The sequence below is a fragment of the Bradyrhizobium quebecense genome (assembly GCF_013373795.3).
Classification (GTDB): Bacteria; Pseudomonadota; Alphaproteobacteria; order Rhizobiales; family Xanthobacteraceae; genus Bradyrhizobium; species Bradyrhizobium quebecense.
This window is the reverse complement of the sequence record NZ_CP088022.1, coordinates 3906425-3923084: the sequence shown is the minus strand read 5'-3', so window position 1 is coordinate 3923084 and position 16660 is coordinate 3906425. Positions and strand designations below refer to the sequence as shown.

18 protein-coding genes are annotated in these 16660 nt (G+C 65.2%); 7 read left to right on the top strand and 11 right to left on the bottom strand.

Going from position 1 to position 16660, the window contains the following annotated elements:
- Positions 1 to 55: 55 nt before the first annotated feature.
- Positions 56 to 757, bottom strand: coding sequence for a ribulose-phosphate 3-epimerase (rpe, locus tag HU230_RS19070; RefSeq protein WP_176530341.1), 702 nt, complete (start codon positions 755 to 757; stop codon positions 56 to 58).
- A 251-nt stretch (positions 758 to 1008) separates the two neighbouring features.
- On the opposite strand from rpe, the gene HU230_RS19065 reads away from it, so the two are divergent.
- Together HU230_RS19065 and HU230_RS19060 are read left to right on the top strand one after the other, a co-directional pair.
- Complete coding sequence (locus HU230_RS19065) at positions 1009 to 1836, top strand: EF-hand domain-containing protein (protein ID WP_176530342.1); 828 nt, start codon at positions 1009 to 1011, stop codon at positions 1834 to 1836.
- 150 nt (positions 1837 to 1986) lie between these two features.
- On the top strand, positions 1987 to 3336 hold the full coding sequence (locus HU230_RS19060; RefSeq protein ID WP_224943366.1) for an IS4 family transposase: 1350 nt from the start codon (positions 1987 to 1989) through the stop codon (positions 3334 to 3336).
- 165 nt (positions 3337 to 3501) lie between these two features.
- On the opposite strand, the gene HU230_RS19055 is transcribed toward HU230_RS19060, so the two are convergent.
- The 6 genes from HU230_RS19055 to HU230_RS19030 all read right to left on the bottom strand — a co-directional run bounded on the left by HU230_RS19055 (position 3502) and on the right by HU230_RS19030 (position 9798).
- Positions 3502 to 4497 (bottom strand): P1 family peptidase, encoded by a 996-nt coding sequence (locus HU230_RS19055; protein WP_176530343.1) that lies wholly within the window; start codon positions 4495 to 4497, stop codon positions 3502 to 3504.
- Positions 4498 to 4683: 186 nt separating this feature from the next.
- On the bottom strand, positions 4684 to 5802 hold the full coding sequence (locus HU230_RS19050) for a branched-chain amino acid ABC transporter substrate-binding protein (protein ID WP_176530344.1): 1119 nt from the start codon (positions 5800 to 5802) through the stop codon (positions 4684 to 4686).
- A 166-nt stretch (positions 5803 to 5968) separates the two neighbouring features.
- Positions 5969 to 6718: an ABC transporter ATP-binding protein gene (locus tag HU230_RS19045; protein ID WP_176530345.1), complete on the bottom strand. Its 750-nt coding sequence runs from the start codon at positions 6716 to 6718 to the stop codon at positions 5969 to 5971.
- Positions 6715 to 7548 (bottom strand): ABC transporter ATP-binding protein, encoded by an 834-nt coding sequence (locus HU230_RS19040; RefSeq protein ID WP_176530346.1) that lies wholly within the window; start codon positions 7546 to 7548, stop codon positions 6715 to 6717. Before HU230_RS19040 ends, HU230_RS19045 begins: the two co-directional genes overlap by 4 nt.
- Positions 7545 to 8870 (bottom strand): high-affinity branched-chain amino acid ABC transporter permease LivM, encoded by a 1326-nt coding sequence (livM, locus tag HU230_RS19035; protein WP_275948960.1) that lies wholly within the window; start codon positions 8868 to 8870, stop codon positions 7545 to 7547. Before livM ends, HU230_RS19040 begins: the two co-directional genes overlap by 4 nt.
- Positions 8871 to 8880: 10 nt before the next feature.
- Complete coding sequence (locus HU230_RS19030; protein ID WP_176530347.1) at positions 8881 to 9798, bottom strand: ABC transporter permease subunit; 918 nt, start codon at positions 9796 to 9798, stop codon at positions 8881 to 8883.
- A 278-nt stretch (positions 9799 to 10076) separates the two neighbouring features.
- Between HU230_RS19030 and HU230_RS19025 the strand changes: the two genes are divergently transcribed.
- Positions 10077 to 10220: a hypothetical protein gene (locus HU230_RS19025; RefSeq protein ID WP_176530348.1), complete on the top strand. Its 144-nt coding sequence runs from the start codon at positions 10077 to 10079 to the stop codon at positions 10218 to 10220.
- Positions 10221 to 10322: 102 nt separating this feature from the next.
- On the opposite strand, the gene HU230_RS19020 is transcribed toward HU230_RS19025, so the two are convergent.
- A complete protein-coding gene (locus HU230_RS19020; RefSeq protein ID WP_224943364.1) occupies positions 10323 to 11162 on the bottom strand; it encodes a hypothetical protein in 840 nt (279 codons plus the stop codon).
- Between the two features lie 111 nt (positions 11163 to 11273).
- Here HU230_RS19020 and HU230_RS19015 point away from each other — a divergent pair, with 111 nt between their 5' ends.
- On the top strand, positions 11274 to 11801 hold the full coding sequence (locus HU230_RS19015) for a hypothetical protein (protein ID WP_176530350.1): 528 nt from the start codon (positions 11274 to 11276) through the stop codon (positions 11799 to 11801).
- On the opposite strand, the gene HU230_RS19010 is transcribed toward HU230_RS19015, so the two are convergent.
- The 3 genes from HU230_RS19010 to HU230_RS19000 all read right to left on the bottom strand — a co-directional run bounded on the left by HU230_RS19010 (position 11781) and on the right by HU230_RS19000 (position 14466).
- On the bottom strand, positions 11781 to 12173 hold the full coding sequence (locus HU230_RS19010) for a carboxymuconolactone decarboxylase family protein (RefSeq protein ID WP_173637433.1): 393 nt from the start codon (positions 12171 to 12173) through the stop codon (positions 11781 to 11783). The two genes, HU230_RS19015 and HU230_RS19010, sit on opposite strands and share 21 nt — an antisense overlap.
- A 102-nt stretch (positions 12174 to 12275) precedes the next feature.
- Complete coding sequence (gene pcaD, locus HU230_RS19005; protein ID WP_095735330.1) at positions 12276 to 13058, bottom strand: 3-oxoadipate enol-lactonase; 783 nt, start codon at positions 13056 to 13058, stop codon at positions 12276 to 12278.
- 52 nt (positions 13059 to 13110) lie between these two features.
- Complete coding sequence (locus tag HU230_RS19000) at positions 13111 to 14466, bottom strand: 3-carboxy-cis,cis-muconate cycloisomerase (RefSeq protein ID WP_176530351.1); 1356 nt, start codon at positions 14464 to 14466, stop codon at positions 13111 to 13113.
- 210 nt (positions 14467 to 14676) lie between these two features.
- Between HU230_RS19000 and HU230_RS18995 the strand changes: the two genes are divergently transcribed.
- The 3 genes from HU230_RS18995 (at position 14677) to HU230_RS18985 (ending at position 16638) form a co-directional block, all read left to right on the top strand.
- On the top strand, positions 14677 to 15123 hold the full coding sequence (locus HU230_RS18995; protein ID WP_016840413.1) for an SRPBCC family protein: 447 nt from the start codon (positions 14677 to 14679) through the stop codon (positions 15121 to 15123).
- A gap of 168 nt (positions 15124 to 15291) precedes the next feature.
- Entirely contained in the window at positions 15292 to 15777 is a 486-nt protein-coding gene (locus tag HU230_RS18990; RefSeq protein WP_021077804.1) for a (2Fe-2S)-binding protein, read from the top strand.
- A gap of 54 nt (positions 15778 to 15831) precedes the next feature.
- Positions 15832 to 16638: an FAD binding domain-containing protein gene (locus HU230_RS18985; protein ID WP_176530352.1), complete on the top strand. Its 807-nt coding sequence runs from the start codon at positions 15832 to 15834 to the stop codon at positions 16636 to 16638.
- Positions 16639 to 16660: the final 22 nt, after the last annotated feature.

The following is a 16660-nucleotide window of genomic DNA, read 5'->3' as shown; positions in this document are numbered from 1 at the left end:
TTTGGACGCGTTTTCTTCACGCGAACCGGTACCCACTTCGCTCGAAAACGCTCTGTCAGATCGCTTCGCCGCGCGCCTCGGCGGCCGCATGGCGGATCGCAGCGATGTTGGTCTTGTAGGCCTCGACGGTGCCACCCTTGAAGACAGCGGAGCCCGCGACAAAGGCGTTGGCGCCGGCGGCGGCGAGCTGGCCCGCGACATCGGGCGCGACGCCGCCATCGACCTCGATGTCGATCGGGCGCCCCGCGACCATCGCCCTGACGTCAGAGATCTTGCCGATCGCCGAGCGGATGAAGGCCTGGCCGCCGAAGCCGGGATTGACCGACATCACCAGCACGAGGTCGATCAGGTCGAGCACATATTCGATCGCGCTTGCCGGCGTTGCCGGATTGAGCGAGACGCCGGCCTTCTTGCCGAGCGCGCGGATCGCCTGCAGCGAGCGATGCAAATGCGGACCGGCCTCGGCATGCACCGTGATGTGGTTGCAGCCCGCCTTGGCGAAGGCCTCGAGATAGGGGTCGCAGGGCGAGATCATCAGATGGGCGTCGAAGATCTTTTTGGTGTGCGGCCGCATCGCCTTGATGACATCGGGGCCATACGAGATGTTTGGAACAAAGTGTCCGTCCATCACGTCGAGATGGATCCAATCGGCGCCGGCCTGGTCGACGGCGCGGACCTCCTCGCCGAGCTTTGAGAAATCCGACGCCAGGATCGACGGAGCGATGACGAGGGGACGCGGGGTGAATGACTGAGTCATAACGCAGTTCCGAAAGGCTTCAGGGGGCGACGGGTGAACCCGCCTAACACGCGGACGCGTGGCGGGCAATGCGAGCGGACGGCACCTTGGAGCCGGAAAATTCTGCCGCCGGCGGCAGCTCTTGCCGGGTGCGCGGAACTCGCATCGATGCGCCAAGGCCTGGTTTTATTGAGTTTTTGCCATGGCACGCCCCTTGCTGCGCTTTTGGCAAGCGTTTGAGCCGCCAGGCGCGGCCTTGTTGGAGTATTGCCATGTTATTTGCCATTGGCGCTGCGTCATCCGCCATTGATCTTTTGAGCTCGCTGATGTCGTCGAAGTCGACGACACAGACCGGCAGCTCCACGCAGGGAAATCAGTCGACCGGCCTGTTCTCGGCCTCGACCAGTACCTCGATGTCGACCAGCAGCAGCACGGCTACCGGCTCGGGCAGCAGTAGCTCCACGCAGATTTCGCCGCTGACCATGAGCGCGCTGCTCGACGCGCAGAGCCAGTCGCAGACCACGGCCTCGACGAGCGCGACCCCGACCAGCCGGTCGGATGCGCTGAAGGATCTGTTCTCGCAGATCGACGCCGACGGCAACGGCCAGATCACCAAGACCGAATTCGAGAATGCGCTCGGCGCCGGCGGCACCAACATCGCGCAGGCCGACGACGTGTTCTCCAAGCTCGATGCCAATGGCGACGGCAGCGTCAGCCTCGACGAGATGTCGCAGGCGTTGCAGGGCCACAAGGGCGGCGGCCATCACCATCACCACGCGGCCGGCGGCGCGACCGATGGATCTGGCGCCAGCAGTGGTTCGGGTGGATCGAGCTCCGATCCGCTGATGCAGGCGCTGAACGGCGCCACCTCGACCTCGGTGACCAACAGCGACGGCTCGACCACCACGACGACGACCTATGCCGACGGCTCCAAGGTGTCGATGACGTCGGCGGCCGCCGCTTCCACTACCAGCAGCACGACCTCGTCTTCCGCGGGCAGCAACGCGACCTCGTCCTACAATTTCATCGAGCAGCTGATCCAGCGCCAGTCGCAGGCGATCTCCGCCCAGGCCTCGTCGTCGCTGTCGGTCAGCGCCTAGGGCGAGACACTTCGCATTAAATAGAGCAGGCAGTCTCGCCTCGCCCCGCGTGCGGCTATCGCATTCACACATCTGGGTTGCGATTAGCGGTAAAGCGGGATTCTCTATCGGTAGGCAAGCCGGTGGAGGTTTTGATGGCCGGGGTGGCATATGGACTGGGACGATTTGGCGATCGTCGCCTGGAAAAAGGGGGCGCGGCTGCATGCGGCGCTGGTGGCCCGGCCTGGCTCGTGCATCCGCCGCCTCGGTGAGGACCGTGCGGGCGAGATGCAGTTTCGCCGGCTTCTTCACAATCCGTCGGTGACGGCCGCAGAGATGTCACGGCATGCCGGAGACCTCACCGGGCAGCGAGCGGCTGGTCGGCATGTTGTTGTCGCACAGGACACGTCGGAATTGATCTTGGGCGGCCGGCGGTCGCGACAATGCTACGGACCGGTCGCCAAAGGCAATGCCGCGGGTTTGTTGCTGCATGTGGCACTGGCGGTAGAGGCCGAGACGCAAGGGTTGCTCGGTCTGGTCTCGATGCAGGTCTGGAACCGTAACCGAGAGGAGTTGGCACCACGGCGCAAGCGGGCGACGGCGGCTAAGGAATCGCAACGATGGATCGAGAGCAGCGAACGGGCGGGTGAGGTACTGGCTGCGGCGGCCAGCGTCACGATGGTATCGGACCGCGAAAGCGACTTTTACGAACTGTTCGTGAAGCGTCCGCAAAACGTCGAATTGGTTGTGAGGGCCTGCCAGAATCGGCGGATCGAGGGGTCCGAAGAAGACCCGGATTTGCTGTTCACCTTCATCGACGCCCAGGCCGAACAAGGGCGCGTTGCCATGACGGTCCCCGCCGCACCAGGACGGCGCGCGCGCGATACCGAGTTCGCAGTGCGCTTCGCGCCGGTGGCCGTATGCCGGCCGCTCCATGGAGCCGATCCGACGTTGCCCGAGACGGTTCACCTGACGCTGGTCGATGTCCGCGAGGTATCGGAGCCGAAAGACGGTAGCGCACCTGTGCATTGGCGGCTTTTGACTACCCACGCTGTCGCTACATTGAACGACGCGCGTCAAGTGGTCGGCTTCTACCGGACGCGTTGGGTGATCGAGGAGTTCTTCCGTACGCTCAAGACGGCAGGCTTCGATATAGAGGAAGCCGATATCGGCGACCCGCAGGCCATGATCAACTTCGTCGCTGCTGCAGCCGTTGCGGCCATCACCATCAAGCAACTCGTCCAGGCCCGCGACGGCAACACGGATCAGCTCCTGAGCGATGCCTTCGAGCCGGACGACCAACCCATCCTCGAAGCCGTCTCCGCCCGGCTCGAAGGCAAGACCGAGCGGCAACGCAATCCGCACCCGAAGGGATCCCTGGCCTTTGTCGCTTGGGTCATCGCACGCCTCGGCGGCTGGACCGGCTACTACGGCAAGCCGGGTCCCAAAGTCATCCGCATCGGCCTTGCCAAGTTCCACGCCATCAAATACGGCGCCAATCTAAGGCTTCAGAATGTGTGAATCTGATAGCCGCGTGCGGGGAGAGGCCGGAACGCATCGTAAGATGCGTTCCGGGTGAGGGGGAGTCTCCGCGAGTCAGTCTATCACCGTCGACGCGGTGAAAGCCCCTCACCCCAACCCTCTCCCCGTAAGAACGGGGCGAGGGAGCGCACTGCCTTCGCGGCCCTAACCGAATCTGTCCCGCCAGCTCGGCAGCGCGCCGGGGAAGGGCAGGGCGGTGGCTGAATGGACGCCACGCGCGATGGCGCGCGCCACCGTGTTGGCGGCGATCGCGCCGAGCTTGGTCAGCCCGAACAGCGGATCGACCGGCTTGGCGCCCGTGGCCGCGGCAAACACCACGTCGCCATCGAGCGGGGCGTGCACGGGATAGATCGCGCGCGCCATGCCGGTCTGCGCGATCATCGCAAGGCGCTTCGCCTGCGGCTTGGTCAGCTGCGCATCGGTCACGACAACGACGAGCGTGGTGTTCTCGGCGGCGGTAGCGTCCGCGCCGCCCTTCAGCCGCAGCTTCAGCATGTCCGGCGTGAACGCGGGCGGCAGGCCGCGACCGCCGAACTCGCTATCGACCTCGAACGGCGCCGCCCAGAACCACGGGCCGCTGCCGACCGTGACGCTGCCGACCGCGTTGACCACCGCGAGCGCTGCGACCTTGACGCCGTCGTCGGTGACGGCCGATGCCGAGCCGAGGCCGCCCTTCAAATTGGCGGTGGTGGCGCCCATGCCCGCGCCGACGCTGCCGAGCTCGAAATTATCGGAGGCGGTATTCGCCGCCGCGTAGCCGAGATCGCGATAGGGCGGAAAGCGTCCCCACGCCTTGTTGCCGCCGTTGAGCAGATCAAAGCAGATCGCACCCGGCACGATCGGGATCACCGCATCGCGGATGCGAAAGCCGCGGCCGCGCTCGGCGAGCCAGGCCTGCACGCCGCCGGCCGCGTCAAGCCCGAGCGCGGAGCCGCCGGACAGCGTGATGCCGTCGATCGCCTCGACGACGTTATGCGGGGACAGCAGCGCGTCCTCGCGGGTGCCCGGACCGCCGCCGCGGACATCGATCGAGGCGACCGCCGGCCGCTCGAACAGGATCGCGGTGACGCCCGAGGCGATCACGGCGTCGTCGGCGTGGCCGACGCTGACGCCGGCAATATCGGTGAGAAGGTTTTTCACGATTGAGTCCGTCCGCCTGCTGTCCGATCGACCCGGTATAGCAGCCGCGGCGAATGCAGCAACCTTTGACCGCGCGTGAGCAGGGACCTGCCAGGACGTTGGCAAGACTTGCGGGTATCCGGTCAAAAAAACGCCCCGGCTGACCGGGGCGTTTCGTCTCCCTGATGGGATCAAGACGCGAGAGGCTCAGGAGCCCTTCGGATTGATCTCGGTGTAGTTGCCCTTGGCGTCCCACTTGTAGACGACGTAGTCGATCGCCTTGATGTCGCCCTTGGCGTCGAAGCCCATCTTGCCGAGCACGGTGTCCCAGTCGCCGGCCTTGATGGTGTCCATCACCTTCTTGGCGTCGGTGGTGCCGGCCTTGGCGACGGCCTGCGTCCACACCTGCATCGCGGCGTAAGTGTAGAGCGTGTAGCCTTCGGGATCGATGTTCTTGGCCTTGAACTTCTCGACGATCGCCTTCGCGGTCGGCTTGTTGCGCGGATCGGGGCCGAAGGTGAACAGCGTGCCTTCGGCGGCGGGGCCGGTAATCGAGGCGAACTCCTTGTCGTTCATGGCGTCGCCCGCCATCAACACGGTCTGCAGGCCCTGGTCGCGCATCTGGCGCAGGATCAGGCCGGCTTCCTGATGATAGCCGCCGACATAGACCAGATCGATGTTGTCGCGCTTCAGGCGCGAGACGATCGAGTTGAAGTCCTTGTCGCCCTTGTTGTAGGACTCGAACATCTTCTCCTGGAAGCCGGCCTTGTTCAGCGCCTTCTTGGTCTCGTCGGCGAGGCCTTTGCCGTAGGTGGTCTTGTCGTTCAGGATGGCGACGTTCTTGCCCTTGAAGTTCTTCATGATGTAGTCGGCGGCGACCAGGCCCTGCTGGTCGTCACGGCCGCAGACGCGCGCCACGTTCCACAGCTTGCGCTCGGTGAACAGCGGGTTGGTCGAGGCCGGGGTGATCTGCAGCACGTTGGCGTCGGCATAGGCCTCGGAGGCCGGGATCGAGGACGACGAGCAGAAATGGCCGGCCACGAACGGGATCTTCGCGGAGCCGATCTTTTCCGCGATCGAGCGCGCCTGCTTCGGATCGCAGGCATCGTCGTCGGCTTCCAGCGCGATCTTCTTGCCGAGCACGCCGCCGGCGGCGTTGATGTCGGCGACTGCCTGCTCGGCGCCGTTCTTCATCTGCCGGCCAAAAGCGGATTCGGAGCCCGTCATCGGGCCCGCGACTGCGATGGTGATGTCTTGCGCGAACGCGCTCGCCGATAATGCGAACGAAGCGCCCAGTGCCAGGCCGATCAGCTTCAGTGATTTCATGAGACGTCCCTCGTGGTCGTTGCCTCTTGCGGAAGGGCCCGGCACGCCGGGCCCCAAAACCGCGGGCATTCTCGGCTGATTTCGCAGCGAAGTCACCGGCAATTTTCAGGCAAATCGACGCTGCATCAGCCGCATCCCGCTGCAAGGGGCGGCGCTCAGGGGTGAGCTAGCCGCGGCGGCCGCCTTCCAGATAGGCGGCGCGGATTTCCGGGCGCTGCAGCAATTCGGCGCCGGTTCCGGCCAGCGTGATCAGGCCGTTGACCATGACGTAGCCGCGATGGGCGAGCTTCAGCGCATGGTTGGCGTTCTGCTCGACGATCAGCACGGTGAGGCCGTCCTGCCGGTTCAGCGTGCGGATGGCATCGAAGATCTGGCGCGCGATCAGCGGCGCGAGGCCGAGCGAAGGCTCGTCCAGCATCAACAGGCGCGGCCGGCTCATCAGGGCGCGGCCGATCGCGAGCATCTGCTGCTCGCCGCCCGAGAGCGTGCCGCCGCGTTGTGCGACGCGCTCCTTCAGCCGCGGAAACAGCGCGAACACGCGCTCCAGCCCGGCTTCGCGCTCGGCCTCGCTGCATTCGGTGGCATCGGCGCCCATCTGCAGGTTTTCCGCGACGCTCATGCGCGGAAAGATCCGCCGGCCCTCGGGCGATTGCGCGATGCGCAGCCGCGCGATCTCGTGGGTCGGCACGCCAGTGATGTCATGGCCGTCGAATTCGATGCGGCCGGCGCGGGCGCGCGGCCGGCCGAAGATCGTCATCATCAGCGTCGACTTGCCGGCGCCATTGGCGCCGATCAGCGCGACGATCTCGCCTCGATTGATCTCGATGTCGACGCCCTTCAGCGCCTCGATCTTGCCATACGCCGCACGCACGCCGCGCACCGCGAGCAGGGGTGTGGTTGCCGCTGCCGAGCTCACGTGCCGCTCTCCATCACGGCGATCGCCTCTTCCTCGTCGGCGCCGAGATAGGCGGCGATCACCTTGGGGTCGTCGCGCACCGCTTGCGGCGTGCCTTCGGCGATCTTGACGCCGTAGTCCATGACCACGATGTGATCGGAGATCTCCATCACGACCGACATGTCGTGCTCGATCAGCAGGATCGAGGTGCCCTGTTCGTTGCGGATCGACAGCAGCAGTTCGTTGAGGCCGCCGCTCTCGCGCGCATTCAGTCCGGCCGCGGGCTCGTCGAGGCAGAGCAGCGCAGGTTCAGTACACATCGCGCGCGCGATCTCGAGCCTGCGCTGGTCGCCATAGGGCAAATTGCCCGCCGCGTCGTCGGCGCGGTCGAGCAGGCCGACGCGATTGAGCCAGGTCCGCGCCAGCTCGATGGCGCGCGCTTCGGCCTCGCGCCAGGACGGCAGGCCGAGCAGGCCGAGCAGGGTCAGGCCCGAGGCGCGCATCAGCGCGTTGTGCTGGGCGACCATCAGGTTTTCCAGCGCGGTCATGCCGGGAAACAGCCGGATGTTCTGGAAGGTGCGCGCCACCTTGGCCTGCTTGGAGATGCGGAAATCGTTCAGCCGCTCGAGCTGGATGGTGCGGCCGTCATCATGGGCGAGGCGGATCGCGCCGCCGCTCGGCCGGTAGAAGCCGGTGATGCAGTTGAAGACGGTGGTCTTGCCGGCGCCGTTCGGCCCGATCAGCGCGGTGATCTTGCGTCGCTCGGCCGCAAAGGAGAGCTCGTTGACCGCGACGATGCCGCCGAAGCGCATCATCAGGCGGTCGACGGTGAGGATGTGGTCGCCGCTCATCCGTGGCCCTCCTTGACGAGGTCGGAGGAGATCGCCTGGTTGCGCTCCAGGAACACGGTGGGCGCGCGATGGCCGATCAGCCCGCGCGGCCGCCAGATCATCAACAGCACCATCGCGATGCCGAACACCAGCATGCGGTATTGATCGAGGCCGCGGAACAATTCGAAGCCGCCGATCATGGCGAGCGCGGCAAGCGCGACGCCGAGCTGCGAGCCCATGCCGCCGAGCACGACGATCGCCAGCACCAGCGCCGATTCCTGGAAGGTGAAGGATTCCGGGCTGATGAAGCCCTGCCGCGTGGCGAAGAACGCGCCGGCGAGGCCGCCGAACATCGCGCCGGTCGCGAATGCCGTCAGCTTGGTGGTCGTGGTGTTGATGCCGAGCGCGCGGCAGGCGACCTCGTCCTCGCGCAGCGCCTCCCAGGCGCGGCCGATCGGCAGCCGCCGCAGCCGGATGGTCACCCAGTTGGTGAGCAGCGCCATCGCCAGGATCAGATAGAACAGGAAGACGAGGCGGTGGGTCGGCGAGAACTCGATGCCGAGCTTGGCGGCGAGCCCGTCATCGCCCGGCGTCAGCGGAATGCCGAACATGGTCGGGCGGGGAATCCCCGATACGCCGTTGGGGCCGCCGGTCAGGCTCTGCCAGTTGATGATGACGAGGCGGATGATCTCGCCGAAAGCGAGCGTCACGATCGCCAGATAATCGCCGCGCAGCCGCAGCACCGGGAAGCCGAGCAGCACGCCCCAGAACGCCGCGAGGATGCCGGCGAGCGGCAGGCAGACCCAGAACGACAATCCGAAATTGGTCGCAAGCAGCGCGTAGGAATAGGCGCCGACCGCATAGAAGGCGACATAGCCGAGGTCGAGCAGGCCGGCGAGGCCGACCACGACGTTCAATCCCCATCCCAGCATCACATAGGTCAGGACCAGGATCGACAGGTCGAGAATGTAGCGCTGGTCGTAGAAGATGACGGGTACGAGGAAGGTGAACACCAGGAGCGCGGGCGCCAGCCAGCGGCCGGCGAACGAGATCGCCGATTGCACCGGCTTCGGCACAATGCTGTCCTTGTCGACCGGCCCCCACCATTGCCGCAGCAACTCGACGACGATGCTGCCGCCGAACACGGTGGCGACCATCGCGGCGAGGTCGCCGAACCGCGTCCAGTAGATCAGGCCGCCTTGCGGTCCGGCCTCGGTGCGCACGCCGATCATCAGCGAGAACAGCACCAGCGCGACCAATGCGCTGATCAGGGCTTTCTTGAGAATGAAGGCGCCGCCCGAGGGCTGCGCGGCGTGCGAGGGGCGGGCTGAGGTCGCGCTCACGAAGTGCCTGTCAGACTTTTTCGACTTCGGGACGGCCAAGCAGGCCGGTCGGCATGAAGATCAGCACCACGATCAGGATCGAGAACGCGGCGACGTCCTTGTATTCCACCGAGAAATAGGCCGACCAGAACGTCTCGATCAGACCGATCGCAAGCCCGCCGAGCATCGCGCCCGGCAGCGAGCCGATGCCGCCGAGCACGGCGGCGGTGAACGCCTTGATGCCGGCGACGAAGCCCATGAAGAAATCGACCAGGCCATAATACAGCAGGTACATCATGCCGGCGACGGCGGCGAGCGCGGCACCGATCACGAAGGTCATCGAGATAGTGCGGTCGACGTCGACGCCGAGCAGTGCGGCCATGGTCTGGTCCTGCTCGCAGGCGCGCATGTCGCGCCCGAGCCGGGTGCGCGACACCAGCCAGGTGAACAGCGCCAGCACCACGATGGTGGCGAGCACGACCATGATCTGGACGTTGGAGAGCTGCACGGCGAAGCCTTGCGCGCCCTCATGCAGCGTGTAGCCGCCGGTGATGATCGGCGGCACCGGCTTGACGCGCGCACCCTGTGACACCTGCGAGAAGTTGGTCAGCACGAACGACATGCCGATCGCCGACAGCATCGGCGCCAGGCGGAACGAATGCCGCAAGGGCCGGTAGGCGATGCGCTCGATGGTCCAGCCATAGAGCGCGGTGATCGCCATCGAGACCAGCAGCACGATCAGAAGGATCAGGGGGATCGCGGTGAGGCCGAGCGACACCAGCACCAGGAACGAAATCAGCGCGATGAAGCCGCCGATCATGAAGATGTCGCCATGGGCGAAGTTGATCATGCCGACGATGCCGTAGACCATCGTGTAGCCGATGGCGATCAGGCCGTAGATCGAACCGAGCACGAGGCCGTTGATCAGTTGCTGGGCGAAATAATCCATGCGCTGCCGTAACTCGAGGGGTGACGCGCCGAGGGCCCCCGGCAGCCTGATCCGTCGCGTCGTGGTATTTTCTAACAGTGGAACCCCGGCGGCGGCAACAGCGTGGCAGCAGCAGACGAGGGCTTGTACATAACTACTTCGGCGGGTGCGGTTCCGATGTCACAGGGTCGACACCTCGTTGCCTTGCAATGATCGCGCCGGAACCCGTGTTCCCCGAGCAACCGCGGTCCTGACGGTGCGTTGTCCCGAGCTTGATGAAAGCAAAGGGAGTTAAGCGAATGAGCAATCAGAACCAGAACCCCGGCCAGCAGAACCAGAACCCGAGTCAGAAGCCCGGTCAGCAGCAGGGCGGCGGCCAGAAGCCCGGCCAGCAGCAGCAGGATCCCGGCCGGCAGGGCCAGAAGCCCAATCCGGAGCGCTAGTTCGGCGCAAGAGCAGATGCAACACAAGGGCCTCGCCGAACGGCGAGGCCTTTTTGTTCGGGATTTCTATTTCGTTGGGTCTTCCGCTTCTGCCTGTGTTGCTCAGGCCAGCTGATCGGCGAAGCGGCCGCGGAAGGCATATGAACCGAAATGCGTAAGCTCGCTTCGAAGGTCCAGCCAGATTTCGCCGCCGAGGTCGAGCCAGCGCCGGCAGAAGGCGTAATCTTCGGACAAATACTCGCCGGTCGTCTTGTCGATCATGCATTCGAACAGCGAGACACGGCCGAGGTCGGCGCGAACCAAGTCGCCGGTGTTCAAGTCGTTGCTCTTGTGGTTCGCCCGATATTTGAGCTCGGGATGGGCGTCGCACAGCCTGACGAGGGCGGATCGCTTCATCATCAGGAAGCCGGTTCCGGCATATCGGACCTTGGCGAAGCCATCGCCGCGAGCCGTGATCTGGTCGCCTTCCCATGTGACGACATAGTCCAGCGAGGATGACGAGAGGTTCTTGCGCTTGGCGTCCGCAGCCCGCTGCACCTTTTCCCAATCGATGTGCTTGAGCGGGTAGGCTGCGGCCGAAACATCGGCGCCGCAATCCAGCAGCCGGAACACGGCCTCGGGTTCGAACCCGATATCGGCATCGATGAACAGCAGATGGCTGGCGCCGGATACAAGGAACTGGTGGGCCAGTTCGTTCCGGGCGCACACGATCAGCGATTCGTTTCCTATCAGGTGGAACTGGATGTCGATGCCCCGGGCAGTGGCCACGGCCTGAAGCTTCAGGGCAGACAGCACATAGGCCATCTTAAGGTCGCCGCCGAAGCAGGGCGTCGCGACGAAAATGCGGGTTCTTTCGCTCATTTTACCCCCTTTATCCCGGCCGGCGCAGGTGCTGGGCAGATCCTGGCCTGGCCCGATCGCATCGATCCGGAACCATCGCACCGCGCTTAACCTTAACAAAGGGTTTAAATTGCTGCCGGCAATCGATCGGCGTTACCTCGCAGGCTGAACCGTCGCCGATCCAAAGGCGCCGGAGAGAAGCGGGAAGCGGCAATGTCGAGCAACTGGCGGATCAGCTCCTTCAACGGCGCTCTGCTTGCGGCCTATTTCATTCCGGTCTGGACCATCATCGCGTTCAGCATCATGGTGTCGCCGATCCACGGCCTCTATGAGCGGCCGAGCGTGTCGATCGCGCTGTATGCGAGCGACTATCTGCACCTCGGCAAGATGGCGACGGTGCGGCTCGCATGGCTGTTGGCGCTTGCGCGGATCACGGTGGTGGCGTTCTTCGCGGTGTTCCTCGCGATGGCAGCGTTCTCGCCGCTGCGCAGAAACAGCAGTGGCGCCGACGAGGCGCTTGCGGTGGCGCTCTGCCTCGGCAGCGTGCTGAGCTTCGCCAGCATGATGATGGCCTCCAAGGTCGGCGAGATCGAAGCGATGCGGATGCATGCATCCGAGCTTCTGATGCTGCTCGGCACCGCGATCGTGATGCTGTTCGAGACCTCGCCGAAGCGAGCTGCCGTCACTCCTGCCGTCGAGGCGGGGGCGCCGGCGAGCGGGCTATCCCTTCAGCAGCCCTAGCTCGGCAATGATCGCGCCGGCTTCCTTGACGGCGTGATTAGCCGCGGGCACGCCGCAATAGATCGCCTGCTGCAGCAGGATCTCCTTGATGTCCTCGGGCGTGAAGCCGCCTTCGCTGAGTGCGGCGCGCACATGCAGGCGGAATTCGTCCCACTGGCCGAGCGCGACCATGGTGCCGATCACGAGCACGCGGCGGGTGCGGTGATCGAAATGCGGCCGGGTCCAGATGTCACCCCAGGCGTAGCGTGTGATCAGGTCCTGAAAGTCGGTGTTGAACGCATTGCGGTTCTTGATCGACTTGTCGACCCATTCATTGCCCAGCACCTTGCGGCGCTGCGTCATGCCGTCGTCGCGGCGCTGATTATCGTCCATCGAAGTTCCTCCTCGTCATTGCGAGCGAAGCAATCCATTTCACCGCTGGCGGAGACGTGGATTGCTTCGTCGCTTCGCTCCTCGCAATGACGCTCTTTGCTGTTACCGTTGCGTCAGGAAGCCGACTACGGCTTCGGTGAAGGCGTGCGACTGCTCGACATTGGAGATGTGCGCGGCGTCCAGCAGTGTCATGCTGGCGCCGGGAATGCCGCTGCGGATCATCTCACCCGCCGACACCGGCGTCGCCATGTCCTGCTTGCCTGCGATCACCAGCGTCGGGCTCTTGATCCCAGGCAGCAGCGCACGTTGGTCGAGCGTCGAGAGCGCCTCGCAGCAGGCGAGATAGCCCTCGACGGGAGAGGCGAGCAGCATCGCCTTCATGCGCGCCGTGGTTTCTGGTTCGCGCTCGCGGAAGTCGGCAGTCAGCCAGCCCGCGATCACGGTGTCGGCGACCGCGGCGATGCCGCCTTCCTTCACCGCCTTGATGCGGTTCAGCCAGTTGGTCGGATCGGGATAATAGCAGGCGGTGTTGGCGAGGATGATCTTGCCGAATCTTTCAGGAGCGTTGGCGCCGAGCCATTGCCCGACCATGCCGCCCATCGACAGGCCGCACCAATGCACCTTCTCGATGTTGAGGTCGTCGAGGATCGCCAGCACGTCGCGGCCGAACCGCTCCATCGAGTAGGGACCGGCCGGCACGCCGGACTTGCCGTGGCCGCGGCGGTCGTAGCGGATGACGCGGAACATCTGCGTCAGCGCCTTCATCTGCGGCTCCCACATCTGCAAGGTGCAGCCGAGCGAGTTCGACAGCATCACGGTCGGTCCGCCGTCGCGGCCATCCACCTGGACGTTGAGCAGGCATCCGTCGGCGTTGATCATCGGCATATGTTATCCCCTCGTCATGTGCGGCGAAGCGCGTCGTTGCTTCACGCCGTCGCTATCTGTCGTCCAGTGAAGCCAGCAGCCGGTCGATCAGCGCCTGCGAGGCGCCCTGATAGGCCATCGGCTCGAACAGCTCTGCGATACGCTTGTCGTCGAGATGCGCGGAGATCTTGGCATCCGCCGACAGCACGTCGCGCAGATGCTTCTTCTCCGCGACCGCTTTCTTGCTGGCGGCCTCGATCAGATGATGGGCGTCGCTCTTGCCGATCTTGTCGGCGAGGGCAAAGGTGACGGCTTCCGCCATGATCAGCCCATGCGTCGCATCGAGGTTGACGCGCATCCGCGCCGCATCGACCTCGAGCCCTTCGGCGAGATCGACTGTCGCGGCGAGTGCGCCTGAGGTCACCAGCATCAGGCCCGGCAAGGTCGGCCATTCCGCATGCCACGGGCCTGCGCTGCGCTCATGGTCCTGGACCTGCGCGGCGAAGATCGTGGCAGCGAGGTTCGGCGCCATGGTCGCGGCGCCCAGCGCGCTTGCGGCCGCCACCGGATTGCGCTTGTGCGGCATGGTGGAGGAGCCGCCGCGGCCGGCGCCGGCCGGCTCGAAGGCCTCGCCGACATCGGTCTGCATCATCAGCGAAATGTCGCGCGCGATCTTGCCGCAGCTGCCGGCGAGGATCGCGAACACCGACGCCGCCTCCGCGATGCGGTCGCGGTGGGTGTGCCAGGGCGCATCGGGCAGAGGCAGGTCGATCTCTTTCGCGAGGGTTGCCGCGACCGCGAGGCCCTTGTCGCCGAGCGCGGCGAGCGTCCCCGCGGCGCCGCCGAATTGCAGTGCCAGGGTTTCGCGGCGCAGGCGCAGCAAGCGCTTGCGCGAGCGATGCAGCGCCGCGGCATATTCGGCGAGCTTGAGGCCGAACGGCATCGGCAGCGCGTGCTGCAGCCAGGTCCGCGCCACCATTGCGGTGTCGCGGTGGGCGTGTGCGAGCCCGGCAAAGCCCGCAACGGCGCGGTCGAGGTCCGCGAGCAGCGCATCGATGCCGGCGCGCAAGGTCAGCATGGTCGCCGTATCGATGACGTCCTGGCTGGTCGCGCCCCAATGCACGTAACGCGCCGCCTCGGCATCGGCCTTGGCGACGTCAGCGGTCAGGGCCTTGACCAGCGGGATCGCCAGATTGCCAGATCGCGTCGCGGCATCGGCCAGCGCGGCGAGGTCGAATGATTCGGCCTTGCAGGCCGCGGCAATCGGTCCCGCGCTGGCTGCGGGAATCACGCCGCAGGCCACCTCGGCGCGGGCCAGCGCCGCCTCGAAATCCAGCATGTTCTGCAGGGTGGCGGAGTCGTCGCACACCGCGCGCATCGCGGCGCTCGACAGCATCGGCGCAAGCAGGGGGGAGAGGGCTGTGCTCATGGCGCGCGACCTAACCACTCCTGCGCGTCGCTGCCAATGCCCCTGCGCTGCCGTCATATTCGGCAAGCGGACCGCGCGATTTCGTGAACGATGCGCTTGGCTTGCTGCGGTTGCGAATATGCATCGCTCATCCTCCCAAGGTGGCCTTTCCTTTGCGCCCGGGCTGCTTTACTTGGGGGAAAAGGTTTCTTGCGATCAAGGAGGTCCCCCATGGCCATGACGATGACCGGCGAAGTCCAGCTTGCAGCGCCGCGCCAGGCTGTGTGGGACAAGCTCAACGATCCCGAAGTGTTGAAGGCCTGCATTCCCGGCTGCGAAGAGCTGGAGAAGACCGACGAGGGCGGCTTCCGCGCCACCGCGAAAATGAAGGTCGGCCCGGTGTCGGCCCGCTTCAAGGGCAAGGTCACCTTGAGCGATCTCGATCCGCCGAACGGCTACAAGATCTCGGGTGAAGGCGAGGGCGGGGTCGCCGGCTTCGCCAAGGGCGGCGCCACAGTCGGCCTCGCCGACAAGGATGGCGGCACGCTTCTGAGCTACAACGTGGAGGCGCAGATTGGCGGCAAGCTCGCCCAGCTCGGCCAGCGCCTGATCAACGGCGCCGCCAAGAAGCTGGCCGATGAATTCTTTGCAAATTTTGCAAAGGCGGTGCAGGGTTAGGCCTGCTTTCCGGTTGGACTATCTGGGTCCGGCCAAGGCTTCCCGTTATGTCCTGGATGGGTGGCTCCAAAGGTTGCCCATCGCGGGGCGCGCCCATATTATGCCGTCTGGAATGATTTTAAACCGCCTGCTTCGCCGATATGCGGTGGCGCAGATAAGAGAGTGCTGATGGCCAAGATTTCAATGATCGTGAACGGCAACCCCGTGAACGCCAATGTCGACCCCCGTACCCTTCTGGTTCAGTTTCTGCGCGAAAACCTGCGCCTGACGGGCACCCATGTCGGCTGCGACACCTCGCAGTGCGGCGCCTGCGTCGTGCACCTGGACGGCAAGGCGGTGAAGTCCTGCACGACGCTCGCGGTGATGGCCGACGGTCATGAGGTCAAGACCATCGAGGGCTTGGCGGCCGACGGCGCACCGCTGCATCCGATGCAGGAAGCCTTCCGCGAGCATCACGGCTTGCAGTGCGGCTTCTGCACGCCGGGCATGATCATGACCGCGGTCGACCTGGTCCATCGCAAGGGCCACGACCTCAGCGATGAAGTGATCCGCGAGGAGCTGGAAGGCAACCTGTGCCGCTGCACCGGCTACCAGAACATCGTGGCCTCGATTGCCGCCGGCGCGAAGGCGATGGCCAAGTCGGACCTCGCCTAACAAGTCGACCACGGCTAGTCAGCAATTCATCGCGATCGCGATCAGGACATTCCAATGTACGAATTCAAATATCACCGTCCCGGCACCGTACGGCAGGCCGCCAACCTCCTGGTGAAGAACGAGGACGCCAAGCTGATCGCCGGCGGTCACACGCTGGTGCCGGTCATGAAGCAGCGGCTCGCGAGCCCGCCGCATCTGGTCGATCTCTCCCATATCGAAGGTCTCGACACGATCGAGATGAAGGGCCGCTCGCTGGTGATCGGCGCCACCGCCAAGCACGCCGAGGTCGCGAACTCCGCGATCGTGGGCGAGGCGATCCCGGCGCTGGCCGAACTTGCCGGTATGATCGGCGATCCAGCCGTGCGCCATCGCGGCACCATCGGCGGCTCGCTCGCCAACAACGACCCGACCGCCGACTACCCGGCCGCGGTGCTGGCGCTGGGCGCCACCATCGTCACCAACAAGCGCCGTCTGAAGGCTGAGGAATACTTCCAGGGTCTGTTCTCGACTGCGCTGGAGGCCGACGAGATCATCACCAAGGTGATGTTCCCGCTGCCGAAGAAGGCGGCCTATGTCAAGTTCCGCAACCAGGCCTCGCGTTATGCGTTGGTCGGTGTGTTCGTGGCCAAGCGTCCGTCCGACGTGCGTGTCGCGGTCACCGGCGCGGGCTCCGACGGCGTGTTCCGCGTTGCCGCGTTCGAGGAGGCCCTGAAGAAGCGCTTCTCGCACAAGGTGCTCGACGGCATCGCGGTTCCGGCCGACGGGCTGAACAGCGACCTGCACGGCAGTGCGGAATACCGGGCGCATCTGATCGGCGTTCTGACGCGCAGGGCGGTGGAAGCCGCCAACGCCAAGGATTAGATCCAAGGGACCGAAAAGGCAC